This window comes from Corallococcus llansteffanensis (assembly GCF_003612055.1).
GTDB classification, from domain to species: domain Bacteria; phylum Myxococcota; class Myxococcia; order Myxococcales; family Myxococcaceae; genus Corallococcus; species Corallococcus llansteffanensis.
In genome coordinates this window covers 1-21292 of the sequence record NZ_RAWB01000100.1, presented here as the reverse complement: position 1 = coordinate 21292, position 21292 = coordinate 1, and the positions used below count along the sequence as shown (strand labels likewise).

The following is a 21292-nucleotide window of genomic DNA, read 5'->3' as shown; positions in this document are numbered from 1 at the left end:
GCAGCGCCCCCAGCGTAAGCCCGATGACCGAGTACGCGGCGAGCAGCCGCGCCACCTGCCACAGCACCACGCCGCGCCACTCGCTCCACACCCATTCGGTGACGACGCGGCTCTCGTTCCCCTGGTAACCCAGTTGCATGTTCAGCAGGGCGCAGAGCGTGTAGAGCAGCAGGAAGACGAGCAGGCCCGCCCGGCAGCCAAGCAGGAGGGCGCGCCCGAGCGTCGGTGAACGAGCAGTGGAGGACATCCTGGGGGAGCGTGGGCACGAATCCCACGGAGACCACCCCAGGCCGGGCCCAAGTGCCCACGCCCGGACGGCGGGGAAGCTTCGATTCCGCTCCAGGTGTTTTCCAGGCCGGATTTCCGGGCTCCTGGACCTGGGAGGTCCTCCGAAAACGCTGGCCCTGTCACTGGACTGGCGAGCAGGGGACCCGGGCTCTACTGTTCAGCGCCTCCTTCTTCACTCCGGGAACCCGCCGCTTATGTCCTTTACGCACCTTCACCTCCACACCCTCTATTCGCTGCTCGATGGGGCGATCCGGATGAAGGACCTCATCAAGACGGTGAAGGAGAAGGGCATGTCGAGCGTGGCCGTCACGGACCACGGCAACATGTTCGGCACCATCGACTTCTACAAGAAGGCGAAGGACGCCGGCATCAAGCCCATCCTCGGCCTGGAGGCGTACGTCGCGGGGCCCAAGGGGCGCGAGGACCGCTCGGAGAAGGTGGCCCACCACCTCATCCTCCTCGCCAAGAACGAGGAGGGCTACGCGAACCTGCGCTACCTGTCCTCCACCGCGTACATGAACGGGTTCTACTACCACCCGCGCATCGACAAGGAGGTGCTGGCGAAGCACAGCAAGGGCCTCTTCGGGCTCACCGCGTGCCTGGGCGGCGAGGTCACGAGCGCGTGCTTCCGCGGCGACATGGACCACGCCCGCCGCGCCGCCACCGAGTACAAGAACATCTTCGAGCCCGGGCAGTTCTTCCTGGAGATCCAGTCCAACGGGATGCCCGAGCAGGACAAGGCGAACGAGAACCTCAAGCAGCTCTCGCGCGACATCGACGTCCCGCTCGTCGCCACCGCGGACGCGCACTACATCAAGCGCGAGGACGCCCGGGCGCATGAGCTGCTGATGTGCATCGCGAGCGGCAAGACGCTCGCGGACAGCAAGCGCCTGCGGCACTCCACCGACAAGCTCTACGTCACGAGCCCCACGGAGATGCTGGAGTTCTTCAAGGACACGCCGGAAGCCGTCCACAACACCCAGCGCATCGCCGAGCAGTGCAACGTGGAGCTGAAGCTGGGCAAGCCCATGCTCCCCACGTTCAAGGTGCCCGACAGCCACACCCCGGACTCCTTCATGGCGGAGCTGGCCTACGAGGGCCTGCGCCAGCGCTTCGAGGAGCTCAAGCACCAGTACCCCATCGACCACCAGCAGTACAAAGACCGCCTCACGCTGGAGCTGGGCGTCATCCAGCGCATGGGCTTCAGCGGCTACTTCCTCATCGTCCAGGACTTCATCAACTGGGCCAAGGACCACAACATCCCGGTGGGCCCGGGCCGTGGCTCCGGCGCGGGGTCGCTCGTCGCGTATGCGCTGCGCATCACCGACCTGGACCCCATCCCGTACAACCTCCTCTTCGAGCGCTTCCTCAATCCGGAGCGCGTGTCGATGCCGGACTTCGACATCGACTTCTGCCAGGACCGGCGCGACGAGGTCATCAAGTACGTGGGCCGCAAGTACGGCGAGATGAACGTGGGGCAGATCATCACGTTCGGCTCGCTCAAGGCCAAGAGCGTGCTGCGCGACGTGTGCCGCGTCTTCGGCCTGCCGTTCAGCGAAGGCGACCGCATCGCCAAGCTGGTGCCGGAGGTCCTCAACATCACCTTGAAGGAGGCCATCGAGATGGAGCCTCGCCTCAAGGAGATGATCGAGAAGCCCACCAACATCGGTGAGGTGGAGGGCAACCCCGTCACCACCAAGGACGTGCTCGAAATCGCGCTCGCGCTGGAGGGCCTGCACCGCCAGCCCGGCATGCACGCGGCCGGCGTCGTCATCGCGGACAAGCCGCTGTGGGAGTTCGTGCCCGTGTACTCGCCCCCGGGCGAGAAGATCCTCATCACCCAGTTCGCCAAGGACGAGGTGGAGGCCGCGGGCCTCGTGAAGTTCGACTTCCTCGGCCTGAAGACGCTCACCGTCATCCAGCAGGCGCTGGACCTGGTGAACCGCAACCACAAGAAGGACATCAAGCGGCACGAGATCCCGCTCACGGACCCGGAGATGTGGGCGCTGATGGCCAAGGGCGACACGGCCGGCGTCTTCCAGATGGAGTCCAGCGGCTTCACCGAAATGGTGATGAAGCTCAAGCCGTCCTGCTTCGAAGACGTCATCGCCGCGGGCGCGCTCTACCGCCCGGGTCCGCTGGACGCCGGCATGGTGGACGTCTTCATCAACCGCAAGCACGGCCGGGAGAAGGTGTCGTATCCGCACCCCAACCTGGAGCCGGTGCTCAAGGACACCTACGGCGTCATCGTGTACCAGGAGCAGGTGATGCAGATCTCGCAGGTCCTGGGTGGCTACACCCTGGGCCGCGCGGACCTGCTTCGCCGCGCCATGGGCAAGAAGAAGGCCGAGGTCATGCAGGCCGAGCGCGCCGGCTTCATGGAGGGCTGCAAGGCCAACAACGTTGACCTGAAGGTCGCGGGCGAAATCTTCGACCTGATGGAGAAGTTCGCCGAGTACGGCTTCAACAAGAGCCACTCCGCGGCGTACGGCCTGGTCACCATCCACACGGCGTGGCTCAAGGCCCACTACCCGTGCGAATTCATGGCCGCCCTTCTCACCAGCGAGAAGGACAACACCGACAAGGTGGTGAAGCACATCGGCGAGGCCCGCGAGTCGGGCACGCAGGTGCTGCCGCCGGACGTGAACCAGTCCGACCTGGCCTTCGGCGCGGTGGACGGGAAGATCCGCTTCGGCCTGGGCGCCATCAAGGGCGTGGGCGAGGGCGCCATCGAGTCCATCCTGGAGGCGCGCAAGGAAGGCCCCTTCAAGAGCCTGTTCGACTTCTGCGAGCGCGTGGACGGCCGGCGCGTCAACCGCAAGGTGCTGGAGGCGCTGGTGAAGGCGGGCTCCTTCGACTTCGAGAAGCGCCCCCGCGCGCAGCTCTTCGAGACCATCGAGCGCGCGATGAACCGCGGCTCCGCCAGCCAGAAGGACAAGGCCGCGGGCCAGAGCTCGCTGTTCGGGATGCTCACGGGCCCGGCCTCGGCGGGCACCGGCCTCAAGGACGACTACGCGGCGGTGGACGAGTGGCCGGAGAAGGAGCGCCTGGCCTACGAGAAGGAGGCCATCGGCTTCTACGTGTCCGGCCACCCGCTGTACCAGTACGAGAAGGAGCTGAAGCGCTACGCGCGGCCCATCACCGCCGTGCAGCGCGCGCGCCGCGACGAGAAGCTCACCGTGGCGGGCATCATCACCGTGCTGCGCGAGCGCCCCACGAAGACGGGCAAGCGCATGGCGTGGGTGACGATTGAAGACCTGTCCGGCTCCACGGAGCTCGTGTGCTTCCCGGGCAAGGACGGCACGCGCAACGTGATGGGCAAGGACGGCAAGTGGTCCAAGCAGGGCCCCAAGCCGGGCTACGAGCACTGGGAGCACCTGCTCAAGTCGGACGACCCCATCCTGGTGACGGGCACCGTCCAGATTTCGCAGCGCGACGAGAACACGCCCACCGCGGAGCTCATCGTCGACGACATCCAGAGCCTCAAGTCCGTGCGCGAGAAGCGCACCAAGCGGCTGGAATTGCGCCTGCCCGCGGACGTCGTCACCGAGGAGCGGCTGGCGAAGCTCAACGAGCTGGCGAAGAAGTACGCGGGCGCCACGCCGGTGGCGGTGAGCGTGCTGTTCCCCGGGGAGGCCGAGGCGCACATCGCCGGCACCACGCTCAAGGTGCAGGTGAACGACGAATTGCTCCTCGCGGTGGACAAGCTCTTCGGGCAGAAGGTCGTGGAGTTCGGCTGATTCACTCGCGAAGGAGCGACCCCATGGCGGATGGCGTGTTCAGGGACGGGCTGCTGAAGGGCAAGACGGCCTTCATCTCCGGCGGCAGCAGTGGCATCAACCTCGGCATCGCCACCGCGTTCGCGAAGGCGGGCGCGAAGGTGGCCATCAACGGCCGCAACGTGGAGAAGCTGGAGGGCGCGGTGAAGGGCCTCCAGGCCCACGGCACCGCGATGGGCGTCGCCGCCGACGTGCGCGACTACGCGTCCGTGGAGAAGGCGCTCCAGCAGGTGAAGGACGCGTACGGTGAGATCGACGTGCTGGTGTGCGGCGCCGCGGGCAACTTCCCCGCGCCCGCGCTGGGCATGTCGTCCAACGGCTTCAAGGCGGTGATGGACATCGACGTGCTGGGCACGTTCAACGTGGCGCGCGCCGCGTTCGAACACCTGCGCAAGCCGGGCGCGTCCGTCATCACCATCTCCGCGCCCCAGGCCTACCTGCCCATGGCCATGCAGGCCCATGTGTGCGCCGCCAAGGCCGGCGTGGACATGCTCACCCGCGTGCTGGCCATCGAGTGGGGCGGCGCGGGCGTGCGCGTCAATGCCATCACCCCCGGCCCCATCGAGGGCACCGAAGGGATGAGCAGGCTCGCTCCCTCGGAGGGCTCGCGCCAGAAGCTCGCGGAGGCCCTGCCGCTCCAGCGCTTCGGCACGCCAGAGGACATCTCCCGGCTGGCCCTCTTCCTCTCCTCCGACGCCGCCTCCTTCATCACCGGCTCCATCATGGTCTGCGACGGTGGCCAGTCCCTCCTGGGCGGCGCCGCGCTCCTCCAGGCGATGAACGGCTGAATTTCAGTTGAGCTGAAAGGTTCCGGCCCGGCATTCCTCACGTGAGGGAATGTCTGATAGAAACCAGTGCAACCCCGCGCAGGCCAGTGTCGCCGCGCGGAGGCTGCCCGCTGGTCGGAGACCTCCATGTCCCCACGTATCGAGTTGCTCGCCCGCTGTCTGGGGTTGAGTGTGTTGTGTCTGGGTTTGTCGCTGGGGTGTGGCGACGGTGGTGTTCCACCTCAGCCTCCGCCCGTGAAGGGCGTGGTGGACGCGGCGGCCTCCAAGGTCGCGGTGGACCGCTCCACGGGCGTGCTCCCGGACGGCCATGACGTGGCGGTCGTCACGGTGACGGTGCTGGGCAAGGACGGCTCGCCGCTGGCGGGGCGCCCCGTGACGGTGGCGGTGGAGGGCGAGGGCGCCTCCGTCGCGGTGGCCGCGCAAGCCACGGCGGCGAACGGCGAGGCGCAGGCGAGGGTCGCGTCGACGGTGGCGGGCGTGAAGACGGTGCGCGCGTCGGTGAAGGACGTGGACGGCGCGCAGGTGTCGCTCACCGCCACGGCGACGGTGGAGTTCGTCGCGGCCCCCTCGATTCGCAAGCTCGTGTTCCGCGAGGCGCTGCCGGACGGCGTGGCGGGCGTGCCCCTGAGCGGGCTGGAGGTCGCCATCCAGGACGCCAGCGGCGCGGTGGTCCCCGACAATGCGACGGAGGTGACGTTGGCGCTGGGCTCCGGAGGCATCGTCTTGCCGGAGGGACTGCTGAAGGTGACGACGGTGGCGGGCGTGGCGCGCTTCCCGAACGTGGTGCTGGAGCGGGCCGGGGCCAACTACCACTTCATGGCGAGCGCTCCGGGCTTCGAGCCGGCCGCGAGCACCTTCTTCACGGTGGCGCCCGGCGCGCCGGTGACCGTGGGGCTGAGCACGCCCCTGGAGACGGCGGTGGCGGGCGTGGCGCAGGACCTCCAGGTGACGGTGCAGGACGCCTACTCCAACACGGTGACGCACTACACGGGCACGGTGAAGCTGACGTCCACCGACCTGGCCGCGACGATGCCCGCCGCCCACGCCTTCACCGCCGCGGACGCGGGCCAGTACACGTTCACGGGCATCACCTTCCGGACGGCCGGAACCCACGAGCTCCAGATCAAGGACGGCACGAGCGCCATCTCGAATGCCTTCAATGTGAAGGTGTCCGCCGGCCCTCTCGCGAAGCTCTTGATGTCGGACTTCAAGGTCCCGGTCAACGCGGGTGCCTCGCTCGATCTGACCGTGGCGCTGACGGATGCCTTCGGCAACGCGCGCCAGGACTTCACCGGCACGGTGCACTTCACGTCCTCGGACGCGCTCGCGGTGCTGCCCCCGGATGCGGTCTTCACCCCTGCGGACCAGGGCCAGAAGCGCCTCACCGGGCTGGTCTTCAAGACGGCGGGGACGCAGACGCTGACCGGGGTGGACACCGCCAACGCGGCACTCACCACGACCGTGGACGCCGACGTGCGCTCCCTCGCCGCCGCGTCCTTCGAGGTCATCGCGGGCGCGGGCCCGTTCGTCGCGGGCAACGCCTTGAGCTACGAGCTGGTGGCGCGGGACGTCTACGGCAACGTCGCGAAGGGCTACACCTCCACGGTGGTGTTCACGTCCACGGACGCGCAGGCGGTGCTGCCCGGTGCCTTCACGTTCACCCTCGCGGATGAAGGCCGCCACACGTTCAGCGTGGAGCTGCGCACCGTTGGTGACCAGGAGGTCGTCGCCACGGACGTGGCGGCGGGCGCGCTCCAGGGCACGCACACCTATTCCATCGTGCCGGCGGTCCTGGACCGGGTGGCGTTCGTCTCCGCGCCTGTCACGGGTAACGTGCGGGAGGCGCTGGCGGACGTCCAGGTGGCGCTGCGGGACGCCTACGGCAACACCATCCACGATGCCTCCCGGGACGTGAAGCTGGAGCTCGCGGGCGGAAGCTTCTCCCAGGGCCCCGTCACGCAGACCACCGCGGACGGCGCGACGACGTTCACGGGCCTCGTCGTGGAGGCGGAGGGCACCTACCAGCTCAAGGCCAGTGTGGACGGCCTGCTGATCGCCACGTCCGCGGACCTGGTCATCACCGATGCGGTGGCCCCGGCGGTCGCGCAGGACTTCGAGGCGACCGCGCTGTCCGACTCCAGCATCCGCCTGGACTGGACGGCCCCGGGTGACGACGGCGACCTGGGCACCGCTGCGGCCTACGAGTTGCGCTACTCGACGGCGGACATCACGGAGGCCAACTTCGACACGGCCACGCTCGCGACGGGCGTGGGCGCGCCCCAGTCGCCGGGCACGGCGGAGACCTTCACCGTCACCGGCCTGGAGGTGGGCACGACGTACTTCTTCGCCCTGAAGACGTTCGACGGCGCGAACAACGGCAGTGCGCTCGCCACCGTGAGCGCGACCACCACCGACCCGTGCGCGGACTACGTGTGCACGCCGCCCGCGTCCACCTGCGCGGCGGATGGCAGGTCGCTGGTGACGTACTCGCAGGCATGCGTGGTGGTGGCGGGTGCCCCGTCGTGCGAGGCCGGGCCCTCGAGCACCGACCTGTGTCCTGGTGCGGAAGGCGTCTGCTTCGAGGGCGCGTGCACCACCGCGACGGGGCCCGCGGCGGGCGAGCTGTTCCTGTCGGAGGTGATGCACTCGCCCTCGGCGGGGACGACGGAGTACCTGGAGCTGACCAACACCAGCGGCAAGCTGCTCAACGTCGCGGGCCTGTCGGTCAGCTACTCGGACGGAGTGACGGCGCCGTCGTCCATCACGGTGGACCCGGGCACGGGCAGCGCGCTGCTCGTCGCGTCGGGGGAAGCCCTGGTGCTCGCGCAGGACGCCGCTTCGCAGACGAACGGTGGCGTGAGCGCGCGGTATGCCTATGGCAGCGGGTTCGTCCTGGGGAACACCGGAACGCTGACCGTGAAGCAGGGGGCGACGAACGTGGACAGCCTGACGTATACGGGCGCGTTCCCCCAGACGACGGGCCGCGCCATGAGCCTCGCCTCCAGCATCGTGGGCACGGCGGGCAGCGCGCGGTCCTGGTACTGGTGTGATTCGGCGGGCAGCCTGTCCGGCGGAGACCGGGGCACGCCGGGTCAGCCCAACGACGACTGCGGCATGAACGTCAATCCTCCGGTGGACTTCTGCAACATCCAGTACCCGAAGACGTTCCCGTCCGGAGACGGCGTCTACCCGGCGACCATCTCCGCCATCGACAGCTTCGACATCTTCAGCCAGTTCTACGACGCGGACATCACCACCCGGAACCTGAACGGCAATGACTTCCATCCGCGCATCGAGGCGCAACTGGGTTACGGCGCGGACGCGACCAACCCGGAGGGCTGGACGTGGACGCAGGCCGGCTTCAACGCGGGTTACAGCGCGCCTGGTGGTTCCAACGACGATGAGATGAAGGCGTCGCTACGCATCCCCACGCCGGGCACCTTCAGCTATGGCTTCCGCTACCGGTTCACGGACGCGGGCGCGCCGTGGGTGTACTGCGATCAGAACGGCGCCGCCGTGCCGCCCGCAGGCACGTACGGCTCGGTGACGGTGCATGCGCCCCTGACGAATCATGTCGTCATCAGCGAGTTCTGCGGGGGCAACGGCTCGGGCACAGCCGCGACGGACGAGTTCATCGAGCTCTACAACCCGACGAACTCAAACGTGGACCTGTCCAACTGGCAGGTCAGCTACAAGTCGGCCACCGGAACCACCTGGAGCTCTACCGTCACCATTCCGGCCGGAAAGGTCATTCGCGCCCACGGCTACTTCCTCCTGGCGGGGGCGAACTACAGCGGCGGCGCCACGGCCCCCGCGGATGTCCCGTACACCTTCGACACCTCCGCCTCCACGACGACTGGAGGCCACGTCCGCATCCAGCGCCTCGTGAGCGGGACGTACGTGGACGTGGACAAGCTGGGGTGGGGCACCGGGAATTCCCCCGAGGGCACCGCCGGTCCCGCGCATCCGGCGGTGGGTGGCAGCCTGGAGCGCAAGGCCGTGTCCACCTCCACCTCCGCCACCATGGCCGTGGGCGGCACGGACGCCGCGCGCGGCAACGCTCAGGACACGGACAACAACTCCGTGGACTTCGTGACCCGCGCGGCGCGGCAGCCGCAGAGCTCGTCGAGCCCGCTCGAGTTCTACTGACGCCTCCACGGCTCGGTTGAAGTCCCAGGAGGCCGCCCCGGCACCACGCCGGGGCGGCCTCCGCCGTTTCAGGCCCTCCAGGCCCGCCCGTCCGTCCGCCGTCCGACGGACGGAGCAGGGCAGGGGGCCTCATGTCCGGCAAAGGGCCTGTCGCCCTCACACGGGTGCTGCCCCTGCGTGCGGGGCGCATTAGCTTTGGCACCTCTTTGAGAGGAGCCCTTCCCGTGTCCCAGCCCCTGGTCCCCGTCGCCGCCCGCCATGTCACCTGCCCGCCGGAGGACTTCCGCCGCGCGAGCGAGGAGGCCCTGGCCACGGCCCGCGCTGGCATCGCGCGCCTCAAGTCCCTGCCCGCGCCGCGCGCCGCCCGCGAGGTGCTGGAGCTGTACGACGAAACCTCCGCCACGCTCGACGACGCCTCCGCGCGCGCCAGCGTCGTGCGCCACACCCACCCGGAGGCCGAGCTGCGCACGGTCGCGGAGGCCGCCGAGCAGTCCCTCGAGAACCTCTCCAACGAGCTCCGCATGGACCGGGGCGTCTACGACGTCCTCTCCGCGGTGGAGCTGTCCGGCGAGGACGCCGCCACGCACAAGTGGATGGAGAAGGTGCTGCGCGACTTCCGCCGCGCCGGCGTGGACCGCGACGAGGCCACCCGCGAGAAGGTGAAGGCGCTCCAGGAAGAGCTCATCCGCATCGGCCAGGAGTTCAGCCGCAACATCAGCCAGGACACCCGCACGGTGGCCCTGCCCCCGTCCGCGCTGGACGGCCTGCCGGAGGACTACGCGCGCGCGCACGCCCCCGGCCCGGACGGCCAGGTGCGCATCTCCACCGACTACCCGGACCTCGTGCCCTTCCTCACCTACGCGCGCGACGGCAAGGCCCGCGAGCAGCTCTGGCGCGCCAACCGCCAGCGTGGCCACCCCGCCAACGTGGACGTGCTGGGCCGGCTCGTCGCCCGCCGCCATGAGCTGGCCACGCTCCTGGGCTATCCGCACTGGGCCGCCTACGCCACCGAGGACAAGATGGTGCGCACCGCGGACGCCGCGCGGGACTTCATCCAGAAGATCGCCACCGCCTCGGAGGCGCGCATGAAGCGCGACTACCAGGTGCTGCTGGAGCGCAAGAAGAAGGACGAACCCGGGGCCACGCAGGTGGAGCCCTGGGACTCCGGCTACCTGGATGACCGCGTGAAGGCGGAGCAGTACGCCTTCGACTCGCAGACGGTGCGCCCCTACTTCGAATACACGCGCGTGAAGCAGGGCGTCCTGGACCTCACCGCCCGCCTCTTCGGCGTCACCTACCGCCCGGTGAAGGACGTGCCGGTGTGGCACCCGGAGGTGGAGGTCTTCGATGTCTACGAAGGCACCACGCTCAAGGGCCGCTTCTTCCTGGACATGCATCCGCGCGCGGACAAGTACAAGCACGCGGCCCAGTTCACGCTGACCAGCGGCAAGGCCGGACGCCGGCTGCCGGAAGGCGCGCTCATCTGCAACTTCCCGAAGCCCGGCGACGAGCCCGCCCTCATGCAGCACCGCGACGTGGAGACCTTCTTTCACGAGTTCGGCCACCTGCTGCACCACATCTTCGGCGGCCACACGCCTTGGGCTGGCCTGTCCGGCGTGCGCACGGAATGGGACTTCGTGGAGGCCCCGTCGCAGATGCTGGAGGAGTGGGCCCGCGACGTGACGTGCCTGCAGACCTTCGCCACGCACTACCAGACGGGGGAGAAGCTGCCCGCGGAGCTGGTGGAGCGCATGCTGCGCGCGGACGAGTTCGGCAAGGGCCTCTTCGTGCGCCAGCAGATGTTCTACGCGGCGCTCAGCCTGGAGCTCTACCGGCGCGACCCGAAGGGCCTGGACGCCACCGCGCTCGTGCGCGAGCTGCAGGGCCAGTACATCCCCTTCCCGTACCTGGAGGGCACGTACTTCCACCTCACCTTCGGGCACCTGGATGGGTACTCGTCCAACTACTACACGTACATGTGGTCGCTCGTCATCGCGAAGGACCTCTTCACGGTGTTCCAGAAGCAGGGCCTGCTCAACCCCGCGCCCGCGCAGGCGTACAGGCGCGCGGTGCTGGAGCCGGGAGGCTCCGACGACGCCGCGCGCCTGGTGAACCGCTTCCTGGGCCGTGACTACGACTTCCGCGCCTACGAGGCCTGGCTCAACAAGGCCGCGTAAGCCCCGGGCCCCGCGGGGCGGGCGGCTTGAAGAAGGGCCGCCCGCGCCCGGGACTTCACGGAAAGGCTCACTCCACCTTCGTCTGCTGCACGTGCCAGATCTCCTCGGCGTACTGCTTGATGGTGCGATCCGAGGAGAAGATGCCCGCGCGCGCCACGTTGATGATGCACTTCTTCGCCCAGGACTCCTGGTCCTGGTACGCGCGCACCACCTCCTCCTGCTTCGCCATGTACGCCGCGAAGTCCGCGAGCACCAGGTAGCGGTCCTCCTCCAGCAGGCTGTCCACCAGCGGCTGGAAGAGGTTGCGGTCCTCGGGGGAGAAGAAGCCGGAGCGGATGAGGTCCAACGCCTCACGCAGCTCCGTGTTGGACTCGTACACGTCACGCGGCCGGTAGCCGGCCTTCTTGCGCGCGATGACCTCGTCCGCGGTGAGGCCGAAGAGGAAGAAGTTCTCGTCGCCCACCGCGTCGCGGATCTCCACGTTGGCGCCGTCCAGCGTGCCCAGCGTCAGCGCGCCGTTGAGCATCAGCTTCATGTTGCCCGTGCCGGACGCCTCCCAGCCCGCCGTGGAGATCTGCTCGGACACGTCCGCCGCCGGGATGATGCGCTCGGCCAGGCTCACCCGGTAGTTGGGCACGAACACCACCTGCAACCCCGTGGTGCCCGCGTCGCTGTTGACCACCTCCGCGATGCCGTTGATGAGCCGGATGGTCAGCTTCGCCAGGTGGTAGCCCGGCGCCGCCTTCGCGCCGAAGAGGAACGCCCGCGGGTGGACGACGCTGGACGGGTCGCGCCGCGCCTTCATCCACAGCGCCACGATGTGGATGGCGTCCAGCAGCTGCCGCTTGTACTCGTGCAGGCGCTTGATCTGCACGTCGAAGATGGCGTTCGGGTTGAGCTGCACCCAGCGCAAATCCCTCACGTGCTGGGCCAGGTCCACCTTGTTGGCGTGCTTCACCTCGCGGAACGCCTGGCGGAAGGCCGGGTCGTCCGCGTGCGCCTCCAGCTTCGTGAGCTGGTCCAGGTCCGTGGCCCAGCCCTCGCCGATGCGGCTGGTGATGAGCTTGGACAGGCGCGGGTTGCACCACGCCAGCCACCGGCGCGGCGTGACGCCGTTCGTCTTGTTGTTGAAGCGCTCCGGGTACATCTGGGCGAAGTCCGGCAGCACGTCCCGGCGCAGCAGGTCCGTGTGCAGCGCGGCCACGCCGTTGACGCTGTGGCTGCCCACCACGGCCAGGTGGGCCATGCGGATCTTCTTCTCCGGGCCCTCCTCCACCAGGCTCATCCGCTGCTGCTTCTCCACGTCGAACGGGTAGCGGATCTGCACCTGGCGCATGAAGCGCTGGTTGATCTCGAAGATGATCTCCAGGTGCCGGGGCAAGAGCCGCTCGAACAGCGACACCGGCCAGCGCTCCATCGCCTCCGCGAGCAGCGTGTGGTTGGTGTAGCCGAACGTCTCCTGGGTGATGGACCAGGCCTCGTCCCAGAGCAGGTGCTTCTCATCCACCAGCACGCGCATCAGCTCCGCCACGCCAATGGCCGGGTGCGTGTCATTGAGCTGGATGGCGGCCTTGCGGGAGAACTCACGGAAGTCGCTGTGGTTCTTCAGGTAGCGCCGGACGATGTCCGCGATGGAGCACGCCACGAAGAAGTACTGCTGCTTCAGCCGCAGCTCCTTGCCGGCCTGGAACGCGTCGTTGGGGTAGAGGACCTTGGAGATGACCTCCGAGTCGTTCTTCTCCACCACCGACCGCTCGTAGTCGCCCGCGTTGAACAGCAGCAGGTCGAACTCCGCGCTCGCGCGCGCCTGCCACAGCCGCAGTGTGTTGACGGTGTTGTTGCCGTAGCCCGCGACCGGCGTGTCGTACGGCACGCCAATCACCGTCTTGCCGCCCACCCAGCGCGCCACCGGCCGGCCATCCGGGCCCTGGTGGTGCTCCACGCGTCCGAAGAAGCGCACCGGCACCGCCTTCTCCGGCCGGACGATCTCCCACGGGTTGCCGAACTTCAGCCACTCGTCCGCGCGCTCCACCTGGTGTCCCTCCACCAGGTCCTGGGAGAAGATGCCGAACTCGTAGCGGATGCCGTAGCCCATGCCCGGGTAGCCGAGCGTCGCCAGCGAGTCCATGAAGCACGCCGCCAGCCGCCCCAGGCCGCCGTTGCCCAGGCCCGCGTCCGGCTCCATCTCCAGGAGCTGGGTCAGGTCCACGCCGACCTCCTGCATGGCGGCGGCGGCGGACTCGTACATGTTGAGGTTGAGCAGGTTGTTGCCCAGCGCCCGACCCAGCAGGTACTCCGCGGACAGGTAGTACGCGCGCTTGACGTCCTGCTCGTAGTACGTGCGGGCCGTCTTCACCCAGCGGTCGGTGAGGCGGTCGCGCACGGCCAGGGACAAGGCCATGAAGCGGTCATGCGGGGTGGCCGTCTCCGGGTTCTTGCCGCGCGAATACCGCACGTGTTCGAAGAAACCGCGACGGACGCTGGCCGCGTCGAGCCCGGTGCGGCCGCTGTCTTCGGGCGTGCCCGAGGAGGTGGGCGGAGGCGGCGCGGGGCGCGCGGAGGCAGGAGGAGCCATAAGTCGGTCGTCTCGTGGGTCACGAAGAGGTGGGTGCTGCGGGCGCCCCGTCTGGACCAGGGCGCACCGCGCGCGAGGGTATCGTGTCGGGCCACTCCAGGCACCGGAAAGCCGCAGCCCGTCCCCCGGGCCGCCCGCTCCCCCCACCAGGGAGGGAAGGTGCGCGAGGACCCTCCGTGACGCGCTCCGGCGTTGGCAGGGAGCGCCTTGTGGACTGGCTTCGCTTGGAATCCCGATTGCGTGAGGAGTTGGGGTAGAACCCGGGGGAATGGCCTCCCCCTTGCGTGACCTGGAGCAGCGCATTGCCCTGACCCGTCCAGGCGACACGGTGCGGGGCCTGAGCTTCGCGGCGGTGCTGCGGCTCACGCGCAAGCACCTGGGACAGGACGCCGCGGAGCGGCTGCGCGCGCCGCTCCTGCAGCGCAACCCGGTGGACTTCTTCTCCTACCCGGCGGTGGACTTCCTGCGCCTGCTCGCCTTCGCCGCAGAGGCGCTCCAGCCCACCTTCGGCACGCCCGACGAGGCCCTGCGCGCGTGCGGAGACGCCATCTGCGGGACCTTCTTCGAGTCCACGGTGGGGCAGACGCTCCTGCGCTTCACCACCGGCGGCGACCCCAAGCGCATCTACAGCAACGCGCCCGCGTCGTACGCCACCGCCGTGAGCTACGGGCAGCGGGAGTACGTGGCCCTGGGCGACAAGCGCGTGCGGCTGCACTTCAAGGACGACCTGCTGCCGGTGCCGGTGCACGAAGGCATCCTCGCGGGCGCCCTCGCCGCCCTCCAGCGCGAGGGCCAGGTGCGCGGCACGGAGCTGTGCCTGGGCGAATCCGAGTACCTCATCGAGTGGGCCTGAGAAACGCGTCGGGCCCCGCTCCACCGTGAAGGGGAGGGGGCCCGGAGGGCGTCGAGGCGGAAAGCGTGCGGCCTACTTCACGGCCGGAGGCGGGGGCGCCGCCTGGCCCGCGACGGCGGCCACGGAGACGGCGTCCAGCTGCTGGGCCATGTCGTGCGCCTTGGCGAGGAAGTCCCCGGTGAGCTCCTTGGGCAGCGGATCCGCGCGGGGGAACTTCTGGGTGAGCGGGTTGGCGTAGGTGCCATTGCGCTTCAGGCCGAAGTGCAGGTGCGGACCGGTGGAGCGGCCGGTGTTGCCCGAATAGGCAATCACCTGCTTCTGCCGCACGCGCGTGCCGGAGCGCACGCCGTCACCGAAGCGCGACAGGTGCATGTACTGCGTCTCCATGCCGTTGGAGTGGCGCAGCACCACCATGTTGCCCGCGGCGCCCGCGTTGCCCGCGGACACGACGGTGCCATCGGCCACGGCCCACACCGGGGTGCCAATGGGCGTGCCGTAGTCCACGCCGTTGTGGTTCTTCACGTACTGGAGCACCGGGTGGAAGCGCGACCCGAAGCTGCTGGTGACGTGCGCGTACTTCAGCGGGCTCTTGAGGAAGGTCTTCTTCGCGCTCGCGCCGTCCTCCTGGAAGAAGTTGGCCTCGCCGTTGGGCAGCAGGTAGCGGAACACGCGCTTGTTGCCCACGAGGCCGCCCTCGTAGGTGGCCGCCAGCACCTCGCCGTAGCGCAGCACGCGGCCCTTGGAGACGAACTTCTCCACCAGCGCCTTCGCCCGGTCGCCCTTGCGCACGTCCCGGTAGAAGTCGATGTCCCACGCGAACACGTCCGACAGCACCAGGCCGATGGACGGGTCCTCGCCCGCGGCCAGCGTGGCCTCATAGAGAGAGGTGTTGATCTCCAGGGAGACCACGGACACCTGCTTCTCCACCTCGATGGAGCGCTTGCTGCCGACGTACTTCTCCCCGTCGCGGCGCACCTGCCACTCGTCCACGGTGCTCTGGCGGTAGTCGAAGAAGTCCAGCTCGCCGTTGCGCATCACCAGCCGGAACTGGTCGCCCACGCGGGACTTGCGGAAGTCGAACACCCCTTCCAGCGCCGCGATGACGGCCTCCACCTGCGCGTCGGGCAGCTGCGCGTCGTGCAGCGCGCCCGCCAGCGTCTGGCGCGGCTCGATGCGGCGGTTCTTGATGTCGTACTGCTGGGTGGCGGCTTCGGAGGTCGACGCCGCCGCGAGGGCGGCGAGGCAGAGCAGGGAGGCGGTCTTCATGGGGGCGGACAGGAGTGTAGAGGACTGTTGCACCTCCGCCCAACTCCTGGATTCACATCGCCTGCCCGCCCGCCTGCTCCCGACTCCTACCCTCCGGCACCTACAGCTCCACCTTCTTCTCCGAGTGGTGCTGCCCGTCGTAGCGCAAGAGGGCGCCCTTGCCGTCGTAGCGGGTGATGATGTTCACCGGCCGCCGCCAGAGGCTCTGGAGGTTGCGCAGCGTCTCCCGCGCGTAGTCGCCCTTCAGGTCCTGCCCGTCGTGCTTGTGCGCGAGCAGCAGCTCCGAGCGGTTCTCGTAGTTGCCGTCCACCACTTCGATGATGGGCTGGCCGAAGTTGGTGAGCGACGTCAGCAGCTTGTTCTTCACCTTGCGGAACTCGCGGTCCAAAATCTCCCACGAGTTGCGCTTGTCGTTGAAGCCATACACGAACAGCTTCTGCTGCTGGGCGAACTCGGCGGTGAGGAACGTGTCGATGAAGGTGATGTCGTTGTAGTGCTTGCGGACCTCGAAGATCTTCTCACGCCCCGCGCCCAGCTTCTTGTCCCAGGCCTGGCGGGCGCGCAGGTCATCGCACTCGTCCCACTCCTTGCCGAACTTGCCCTTGTTCCACCGGTCTTCAATGTCCCGCCACAGCTCGATGCCCAGCTTGTACGGGTTGATGGCCCCGGGCCGCACGCCCATGGTGCCGGAGTGGTGGTCCGCGTAGTCGATGATCTCATCGTCGCGCAGCGCCCTGCGGGTCATGATGGTGGAGTGCCAGTAGCTGGCCCACCCCTCGTTCATGATCTTCGTCTGGCCCTGCGGCGCGAAGTAGTACGCCTCGTCGCGGAGGATGGAGAGGATGTCCACCTCCCACGGCTCCAGGGGCGCGTGCTCCAGCAGGAAGTACAGCACGTCCCGCTGGGGGCGCTCCGGGAAGCGCTTGCGCTGCTGCTTCTCGTCCTCGGAGAGCTTGCGCTGCGAGTCCAGGAACTCCGAAGGGTTGATGTAGCCGCGCATGTACTCGCGGTTCACCTTGAAGCCCTCCACGCGCTCGTTGGACTTGAGCTCCTCCTCCGCGCGCTGCGGATCGGGGTTGCGGCGGATGTGCGGCGCGTGCTGGTCGATGAGGTTCTCCAGCGACAGCGTCCGGTCGATGAAGTCCTCCACCTTCTCCACGCCAATCTTGTCCACCCAGCGCCGGACGCGGGTGGCGTGGTTGGCCATGTCGTCAATCATCCGGCGGTTGGTGTGCCGGAAGGAGAAGTTGTTCTTGAAGAAGTCGCAGTGACCGTAGACGTGGGCCATCACCAGCTTCTGGTCCACCTCCGGGTTGCTCTCCATCAAGTAGGCGTAACAAGGGTCGTTGTTGATGACGAGCTCGTAGATCTTCGACAGCCCGTACTCGTACCCCTTCGCCAGCTGCTCGTACTCCATGCCCCAGCGCCAGTGGGGGTAGCGGGTGGGGAAGCCGCCGTAGGCGGCGACCATGTTCATCTCGTCGTAGCTGACCATCTCGAAGACGGTCTCGAAGAAATCCAGGCCGAATTCCTTGGCGTAGCCATGGATTTCATCCCGCAGCGCGGCGAGGCGGGGTGTCAGGCTCTTGGGCATCGGGCGGGTGCTCCGGTTGGGGATGGGCGAGCGCTTCAGCGCCCCTTGCCGAGGAAGTCCTTGATGGACGTGTAGATGGCGTCCTTGTCCGCGATCTCGCTCAACGCGACGTTGGTCGTGTCACCCACCGCCTCGCGCAGGTCCTTGATGAACTGCCCGCTGCCGTAGGGCGACTCCACCTGCCCGTAGGCGAACTGGTTCACCTGCGGGAGGATGTCGCCCCTGAGCATTTCAATGCACTGGCGCGTGTCGTCCGCGCTCCAGTTGTCACCGTCGCTGAAGTGGAACGGGTAGATGTTCCACGCGCTCTTCGGGTAGTCCGCCTGGATGATCTCCCGGCACAGCTTGTAGGCGCTGGAGATCATCGTCCCGCCGGACTCACGGGTGTGGAAGAACGTGTCGCGGTCCACCTCGCGGGCCACGGCGTCGTGGATGATGTAGCGCGACTCCAGCCCCTTGTACTGGTGCTTGAGCCACGTATCGAGCCAGAAGCTCTCGATGCGGACGATCTCCTTCTGCTCGTCCCCCATCGAACCCGACACGTCCATCATGTAGATGATGACCGCGTTGGTGTCCGGCAGCTCCTGCAGCTTGTAGCTGCGGTAGCGCCGGTCCTCGCGCGTGGGGATGATGACCGGCATCTTCGGGTCGTAGGTGCCGGTGGCGATCTGCCGCTTCAGGGCCTGCTTGAAGGTGCGCTTGAAGTGCCGCAGCGACTCCGGGCCCGTGGTGTTGACGCCCGTGTACTTCACCTTCTGCGTGACGATGCGCTCGCTCTGCCGCCGCTCGATGCGCGGCAACTGGAGCTCCTCGCCCAATATCTGCGCCAGCTCCTCCAGGGTGACGTCCACCTCCAGGGCGTGGTCTCCCTCGCCCTGGCCTGCCTGGTGGCCGTCCCCGGGCTCCACCGCCCCGGGGCCGAGCTGCTGACCCACCTCGCCCTCGCCCTGCCCGACGCCGCCCTGCTCCTTGTGGCCGTACTTGAAGCGCGGGATGTCGATGAAGGGGATGGGGATGCTGATGGCATCCTTGCCCTTCTTGCCCAGCATCTCGCCCTTCTGCACGTACTTGCGCAGGTTGGCTTTGATCTTCCCGCGGACGATCTGTTTGAAGCGGGAGTGGTCCTGGTGGATCTTCAAGGTCACGGTGTCACGTCCCTCCTGGGCAAGGCGCTTGGGCGTTACTCCTTCGCGTCACCGCGGGCGAAGATGCTGGCCACGAAGTTCAGCACGTCCGTGGAGCAGATCTCGCAGTACCCGTAGTTCTTCATCATCCGGTCCTTCACCAGGTCGATCTTCTCCTGGGTCTCCTTGTCCACGACGGAGGACACGAGGTTCTTGAGCTTGATGCTGTCCTTCTGGTCTTCGAAGAGCTTCAGCTCCAGCGCCTTGTGCAGCCGCTCGTTGGTCCGGTAGTTGAAGGTCTTGCCCTCCACGGCGAGCGCGCCGATGTAGTTCATGATCTCCCCGCGGAAGTCGTCCTTGCGGCTCTCCGGGATGTCGATCTTCTCTTCAATCGAGCGCATGAGCCGCTCGTCCGGGACCTCGTAGATGCCGGTGTACTTGTTGCGGACCTTCTCCTTCTGGGTGAAGGCCTTGATGTTGTCGATGTAGTTGCCGCACAGCTTGCCGATGGCGTCCTCGTCGGCGCTGATGGCGCGCTGGACCTCGTTCTTGACGATGTCCTCGTACTCCTGCTTCACCGTGGTGAGCAGCTCCTTCATCCGCTTGCGCGCGTCCTCGTTGTTGATGAGGGAGTGCGTCTTCAAGCCGGCTTCCAGCTCGTTGAGCACCATGAAGGGGTTGATGCAGCCCTCGCCCTTGTCGCTCACCAGGGCGTTGGAGATCTTGTCCTGGATGTAGCGGGCGCTGATGCCCTCCAGGCCCTCGCGCACGCTCTCCTTGCGCAGCTCCTTGATGTTGTCCTCGGTGAAGTTGGGCAGCGTCTTCCCGTTGTAGAGCTTGAGCTTCTGCAGGAGCGACAGGTTGTGCTTCTTGGGCTCCTCCAGGCGCGTGAGGACGGCCCACATGGCGGCCATCTCCAGCGTGTGCGGAGCGATGTGCTTGCCCTTGATGGCTCGGGAGTTGAAGTCCTTCTCGTAGATCTTCACCTCCTCCGTGAGCTTGGTGATGTACGGGATGTCGATCTTCACCGTACGGTCACGCAGGGCCTCCATGAACTCGTTGCTCTCGAGCTTCTTGTACTCGGGCTCGTTGGTGTGCCCGATGATGACTTCGTCGATGTCCGTCTGCGGGAACTTCTTCGGCTTGATCTTGTGCTCCTGCGACGCGCCGAGCAGGTCGTAGAGGAACGCGACGTCCAGCTTGAGCACTTCCACGAACTCGATGACGCCGCGGTTGGCGATGTTGAACTCGCCGTCGAAGTTGAAGGCGCGCGGGTCGGAGTCGGAGCCGTACTCGGCGATCTTCCGGTAGTTGATGTCACCGGTGAGCTCGGTGGAGTCCTGGTTCTTCTCATCCTTGGGCTGGAACGTGCCAATGCCCACGCGGTCCTTCTCGCTGAAGATGAGCCGGTTGACGTGCACGTGGTTCATGACCTGGGCGAAGTCACCGCCGTACTGGGTCATCAGCTCCTTGAAGACGAAGCGGCACGCGGGGCACAGCTCGCAGCCATCCGGAATGGTGTAGCCGGACTCCGGCGGGGACAGCTCCGCGAAGATTTTCGGACGCCACTCCTTGGGGATGAGGTTGAGGGGCTCCTCGTTCATCGGGCACTTCATCTTCTCCTTCACCACCGTGCCGTCCGGCTGCTTCTTGTCGGTGAGCCAGGAGAAGGTGTAGGCGGCGCCCTCCGGGACCTTGGAGTACTCCTCCATGCCCTTCTTGAGCAGGCGGGCGATGGTGGACTTGGACGAGCCCACGGGCCCGTGCAGCAGGATGACGCGCTTCTCCGTGCCGTAGCCCTGGGCCGCGGACTTGAAGACGTTCACCAGCTTCATCAGCGGCACGTCCAGGCCGAAGATGGCGTCACGGCCGCCGAAGCGCTCGTCGCTGAAGAAGTGGTAGCGCGTCAGCTTCTTCTTGTTGTCGATGTACTCCGACTTTCCGTGGCTGAGGATCATGTCGTAGATCCTCTGGAAGGCGGTGCGGGTGACCTTGGGGTTCTTCCGGACGATTTCGAGGTAGTCCTCGAAAGAGCCGTCCCAGTTGAGTTCCGCGTAGGTCTTCACATCCTGGAACGCGGCGATTCTGGAGACCCACGAGCCCTTCTCAGCGTCCTTCATGTCTCTCCCTCGAAGGCTGCCGGAGGAACGCGAACGCTCGCGTTCTTCCAGGAAGCCAGCATGGTGAACCTGGAGGGCTGGAAGGCCATTCCACACCCACCCCGATGAGGTCCCAGGCGACGACAATCGCGATGCTCACGCCCCTTCGGGACCCCGCCGCGGAGTGGGACCGCGCGTCAGCTCGTGTCGGAGAGAGAAGCCCCTCCCCTTCACGGGGTGAAAAGGCACTTCGATTATAAGGATCCTGACCCACGCTGGGAGGAGCCCCCCCGGTGCGATGTGTCGGCTCCCACCTCGCCCAACCGCGTACTTCCCGACTGTTGAGCCCCTGCTGGAGGGCACCCCGTCCAGGCAGGCCCCCCCTGTGGGGCGGCGTCTCCGTCCGCTCCACATGTCGGCGTGACGGCCCATGTATCGTTTCCGTCCCGCCCGGAAGGGTCCGTAACAGCGCGAATCCGGCGCTGCCCGGTGAAGTGGTGGCTCAGGCAGGAGCGGCAGGCGGGCGGGCATCAGGCAGGTGGGTGGGTCGCTGACTTGGCTTTGGGTCCTGCCTGCGTATCCTCCCGCGCGCCCATGCTC

Annotated in this window: 10 protein-coding genes and 1 pseudogene; 5 read left to right on the top strand and 6 right to left on the bottom strand. The window is 67.5% G+C overall.

Annotated features, from left to right (window positions below):
- Positions 1–247, bottom strand: a pseudogene (locus D7V93_RS12160) (sulfatase family protein); the annotation flags it as partial.
- Positions 248–482: 235 nt separating this feature from the next.
- Here D7V93_RS12160 and dnaE point away from each other — a divergent pair.
- The 4 genes from dnaE to D7V93_RS12140 all read left to right on the top strand — a co-directional run bounded on the left by dnaE (position 483) and on the right by D7V93_RS12140 (position 11181).
- Positions 483–4028 carry a DNA polymerase III subunit alpha gene (dnaE, locus tag D7V93_RS12155; protein WP_120643556.1) on the top strand — a complete coding sequence of 1182 codons (3546 nt, stop codon included), beginning with the start codon at positions 483–485 and terminating at the stop codon, positions 4026–4028.
- Between the two features lie 23 nt (positions 4029–4051).
- Complete coding sequence (locus D7V93_RS12150) at positions 4052–4855, top strand: SDR family oxidoreductase (protein ID WP_120643555.1); 804 nt, start codon at positions 4052–4054, stop codon at positions 4853–4855.
- A gap of 126 nt (positions 4856–4981) precedes the next feature.
- Positions 4982–9004, top strand: a complete 4023-nt coding sequence (locus D7V93_RS12145) for a lamin tail domain-containing protein (RefSeq protein WP_120643554.1) — start codon at positions 4982–4984, stop codon at positions 9002–9004.
- Positions 9005–9228: 224 nt separating this feature from the next.
- Positions 9229–11181, top strand: a complete 1953-nt coding sequence (locus D7V93_RS12140) for a M3 family metallopeptidase (RefSeq protein ID WP_208723002.1) — start codon at positions 9229–9231, stop codon at positions 11179–11181.
- 67 nt (positions 11182–11248) lie between these two features.
- Here D7V93_RS12140 and D7V93_RS12135 read toward each other — a convergent pair whose 3' ends face one another.
- Positions 11249–13756, bottom strand: coding sequence for a glycogen/starch/alpha-glucan phosphorylase (locus tag D7V93_RS12135; protein ID WP_120643552.1), 2508 nt, complete (start codon positions 13754–13756; stop codon positions 11249–11251).
- A gap of 268 nt (positions 13757–14024) precedes the next feature.
- Here D7V93_RS12135 and D7V93_RS12130 point away from each other — a divergent pair, with 268 nt between their 5' ends.
- Complete coding sequence (locus D7V93_RS12130) at positions 14025–14609, top strand: DUF2378 family protein (protein ID WP_120643551.1); 585 nt, start codon at positions 14025–14027, stop codon at positions 14607–14609.
- Positions 14610–14681: 72 nt separating this feature from the next.
- Here D7V93_RS12130 and D7V93_RS12125 read toward each other — a convergent pair whose 3' ends face one another.
- The 4 genes from D7V93_RS12125 to D7V93_RS12110 all read right to left on the bottom strand — a co-directional run bounded on the left by D7V93_RS12125 (position 14682) and on the right by D7V93_RS12110 (position 20713).
- Positions 14682–15875 (bottom strand): M23 family metallopeptidase, encoded by a 1194-nt coding sequence (locus tag D7V93_RS12125; protein ID WP_208723001.1) that lies wholly within the window; start codon positions 15873–15875, stop codon positions 14682–14684.
- A 100-nt stretch (positions 15876–15975) separates the two neighbouring features.
- On the bottom strand, positions 15976–17469 hold the full coding sequence (locus tag D7V93_RS12120) for a SpoVR family protein (RefSeq protein ID WP_120643549.1): 1494 nt from the start codon (positions 17467–17469) through the stop codon (positions 15976–15978).
- A gap of 35 nt (positions 17470–17504) precedes the next feature.
- Positions 17505–18614: a DUF444 family protein gene (locus tag D7V93_RS12115; RefSeq protein WP_120611404.1), complete on the bottom strand. Its 1110-nt coding sequence runs from the start codon at positions 18612–18614 to the stop codon at positions 17505–17507.
- 35 nt (positions 18615–18649) lie between these two features.
- Positions 18650–20713, bottom strand: a complete 2064-nt coding sequence (locus tag D7V93_RS12110) for a PrkA family serine protein kinase (protein WP_120626002.1) — start codon at positions 20711–20713, stop codon at positions 18650–18652.
- Positions 20714–21292 lie beyond the last annotated feature (579 nt).

Bases quoted from the DNA above. Each gene is read 5' to 3' on its own strand.
- D7V93_RS12145 (WP_120643554.1), top strand. From the start codon at position 4,982: ATGTCCCCACGTATCGAGTTGCTCGCCCGCTGTCTGGGGTTGAGTGTG.
- D7V93_RS12120 (WP_120643549.1), bottom strand. From the start codon at position 17,469: ATGCCCAAGAGCCTGACACCCCGCCTCGCCGCGCTGCGGGATGAAATC.
- D7V93_RS12130 (WP_120643551.1), top strand. From the start codon at position 14,025: ATGGCCTCCCCCTTGCGTGACCTGGAGCAGCGCATTGCCCTGACCCGT.
- D7V93_RS12125 (WP_208723001.1), bottom strand. From the start codon at position 15,875: ATGAAGACCGCCTCCCTGCTCTGCCTCGCCGCCCTCGCGGCGGCGTCG.
- D7V93_RS12150 (WP_120643555.1), top strand. From the start codon at position 4,052: ATGGCGGATGGCGTGTTCAGGGACGGGCTGCTGAAGGGCAAGACGGCC.
- dnaE (WP_120643556.1), top strand. From the start codon at position 483: ATGTCCTTTACGCACCTTCACCTCCACACCCTCTATTCGCTGCTCGAT.
- D7V93_RS12110 (WP_120626002.1), bottom strand. From the start codon at position 20,713: ATGAAGGACGCTGAGAAGGGCTCGTGGGTCTCCAGAATCGCCGCGTTC.
- D7V93_RS12135 (WP_120643552.1), bottom strand. From the start codon at position 13,756: ATGGCTCCTCCTGCCTCCGCGCGCCCCGCGCCGCCTCCGCCCACCTCC.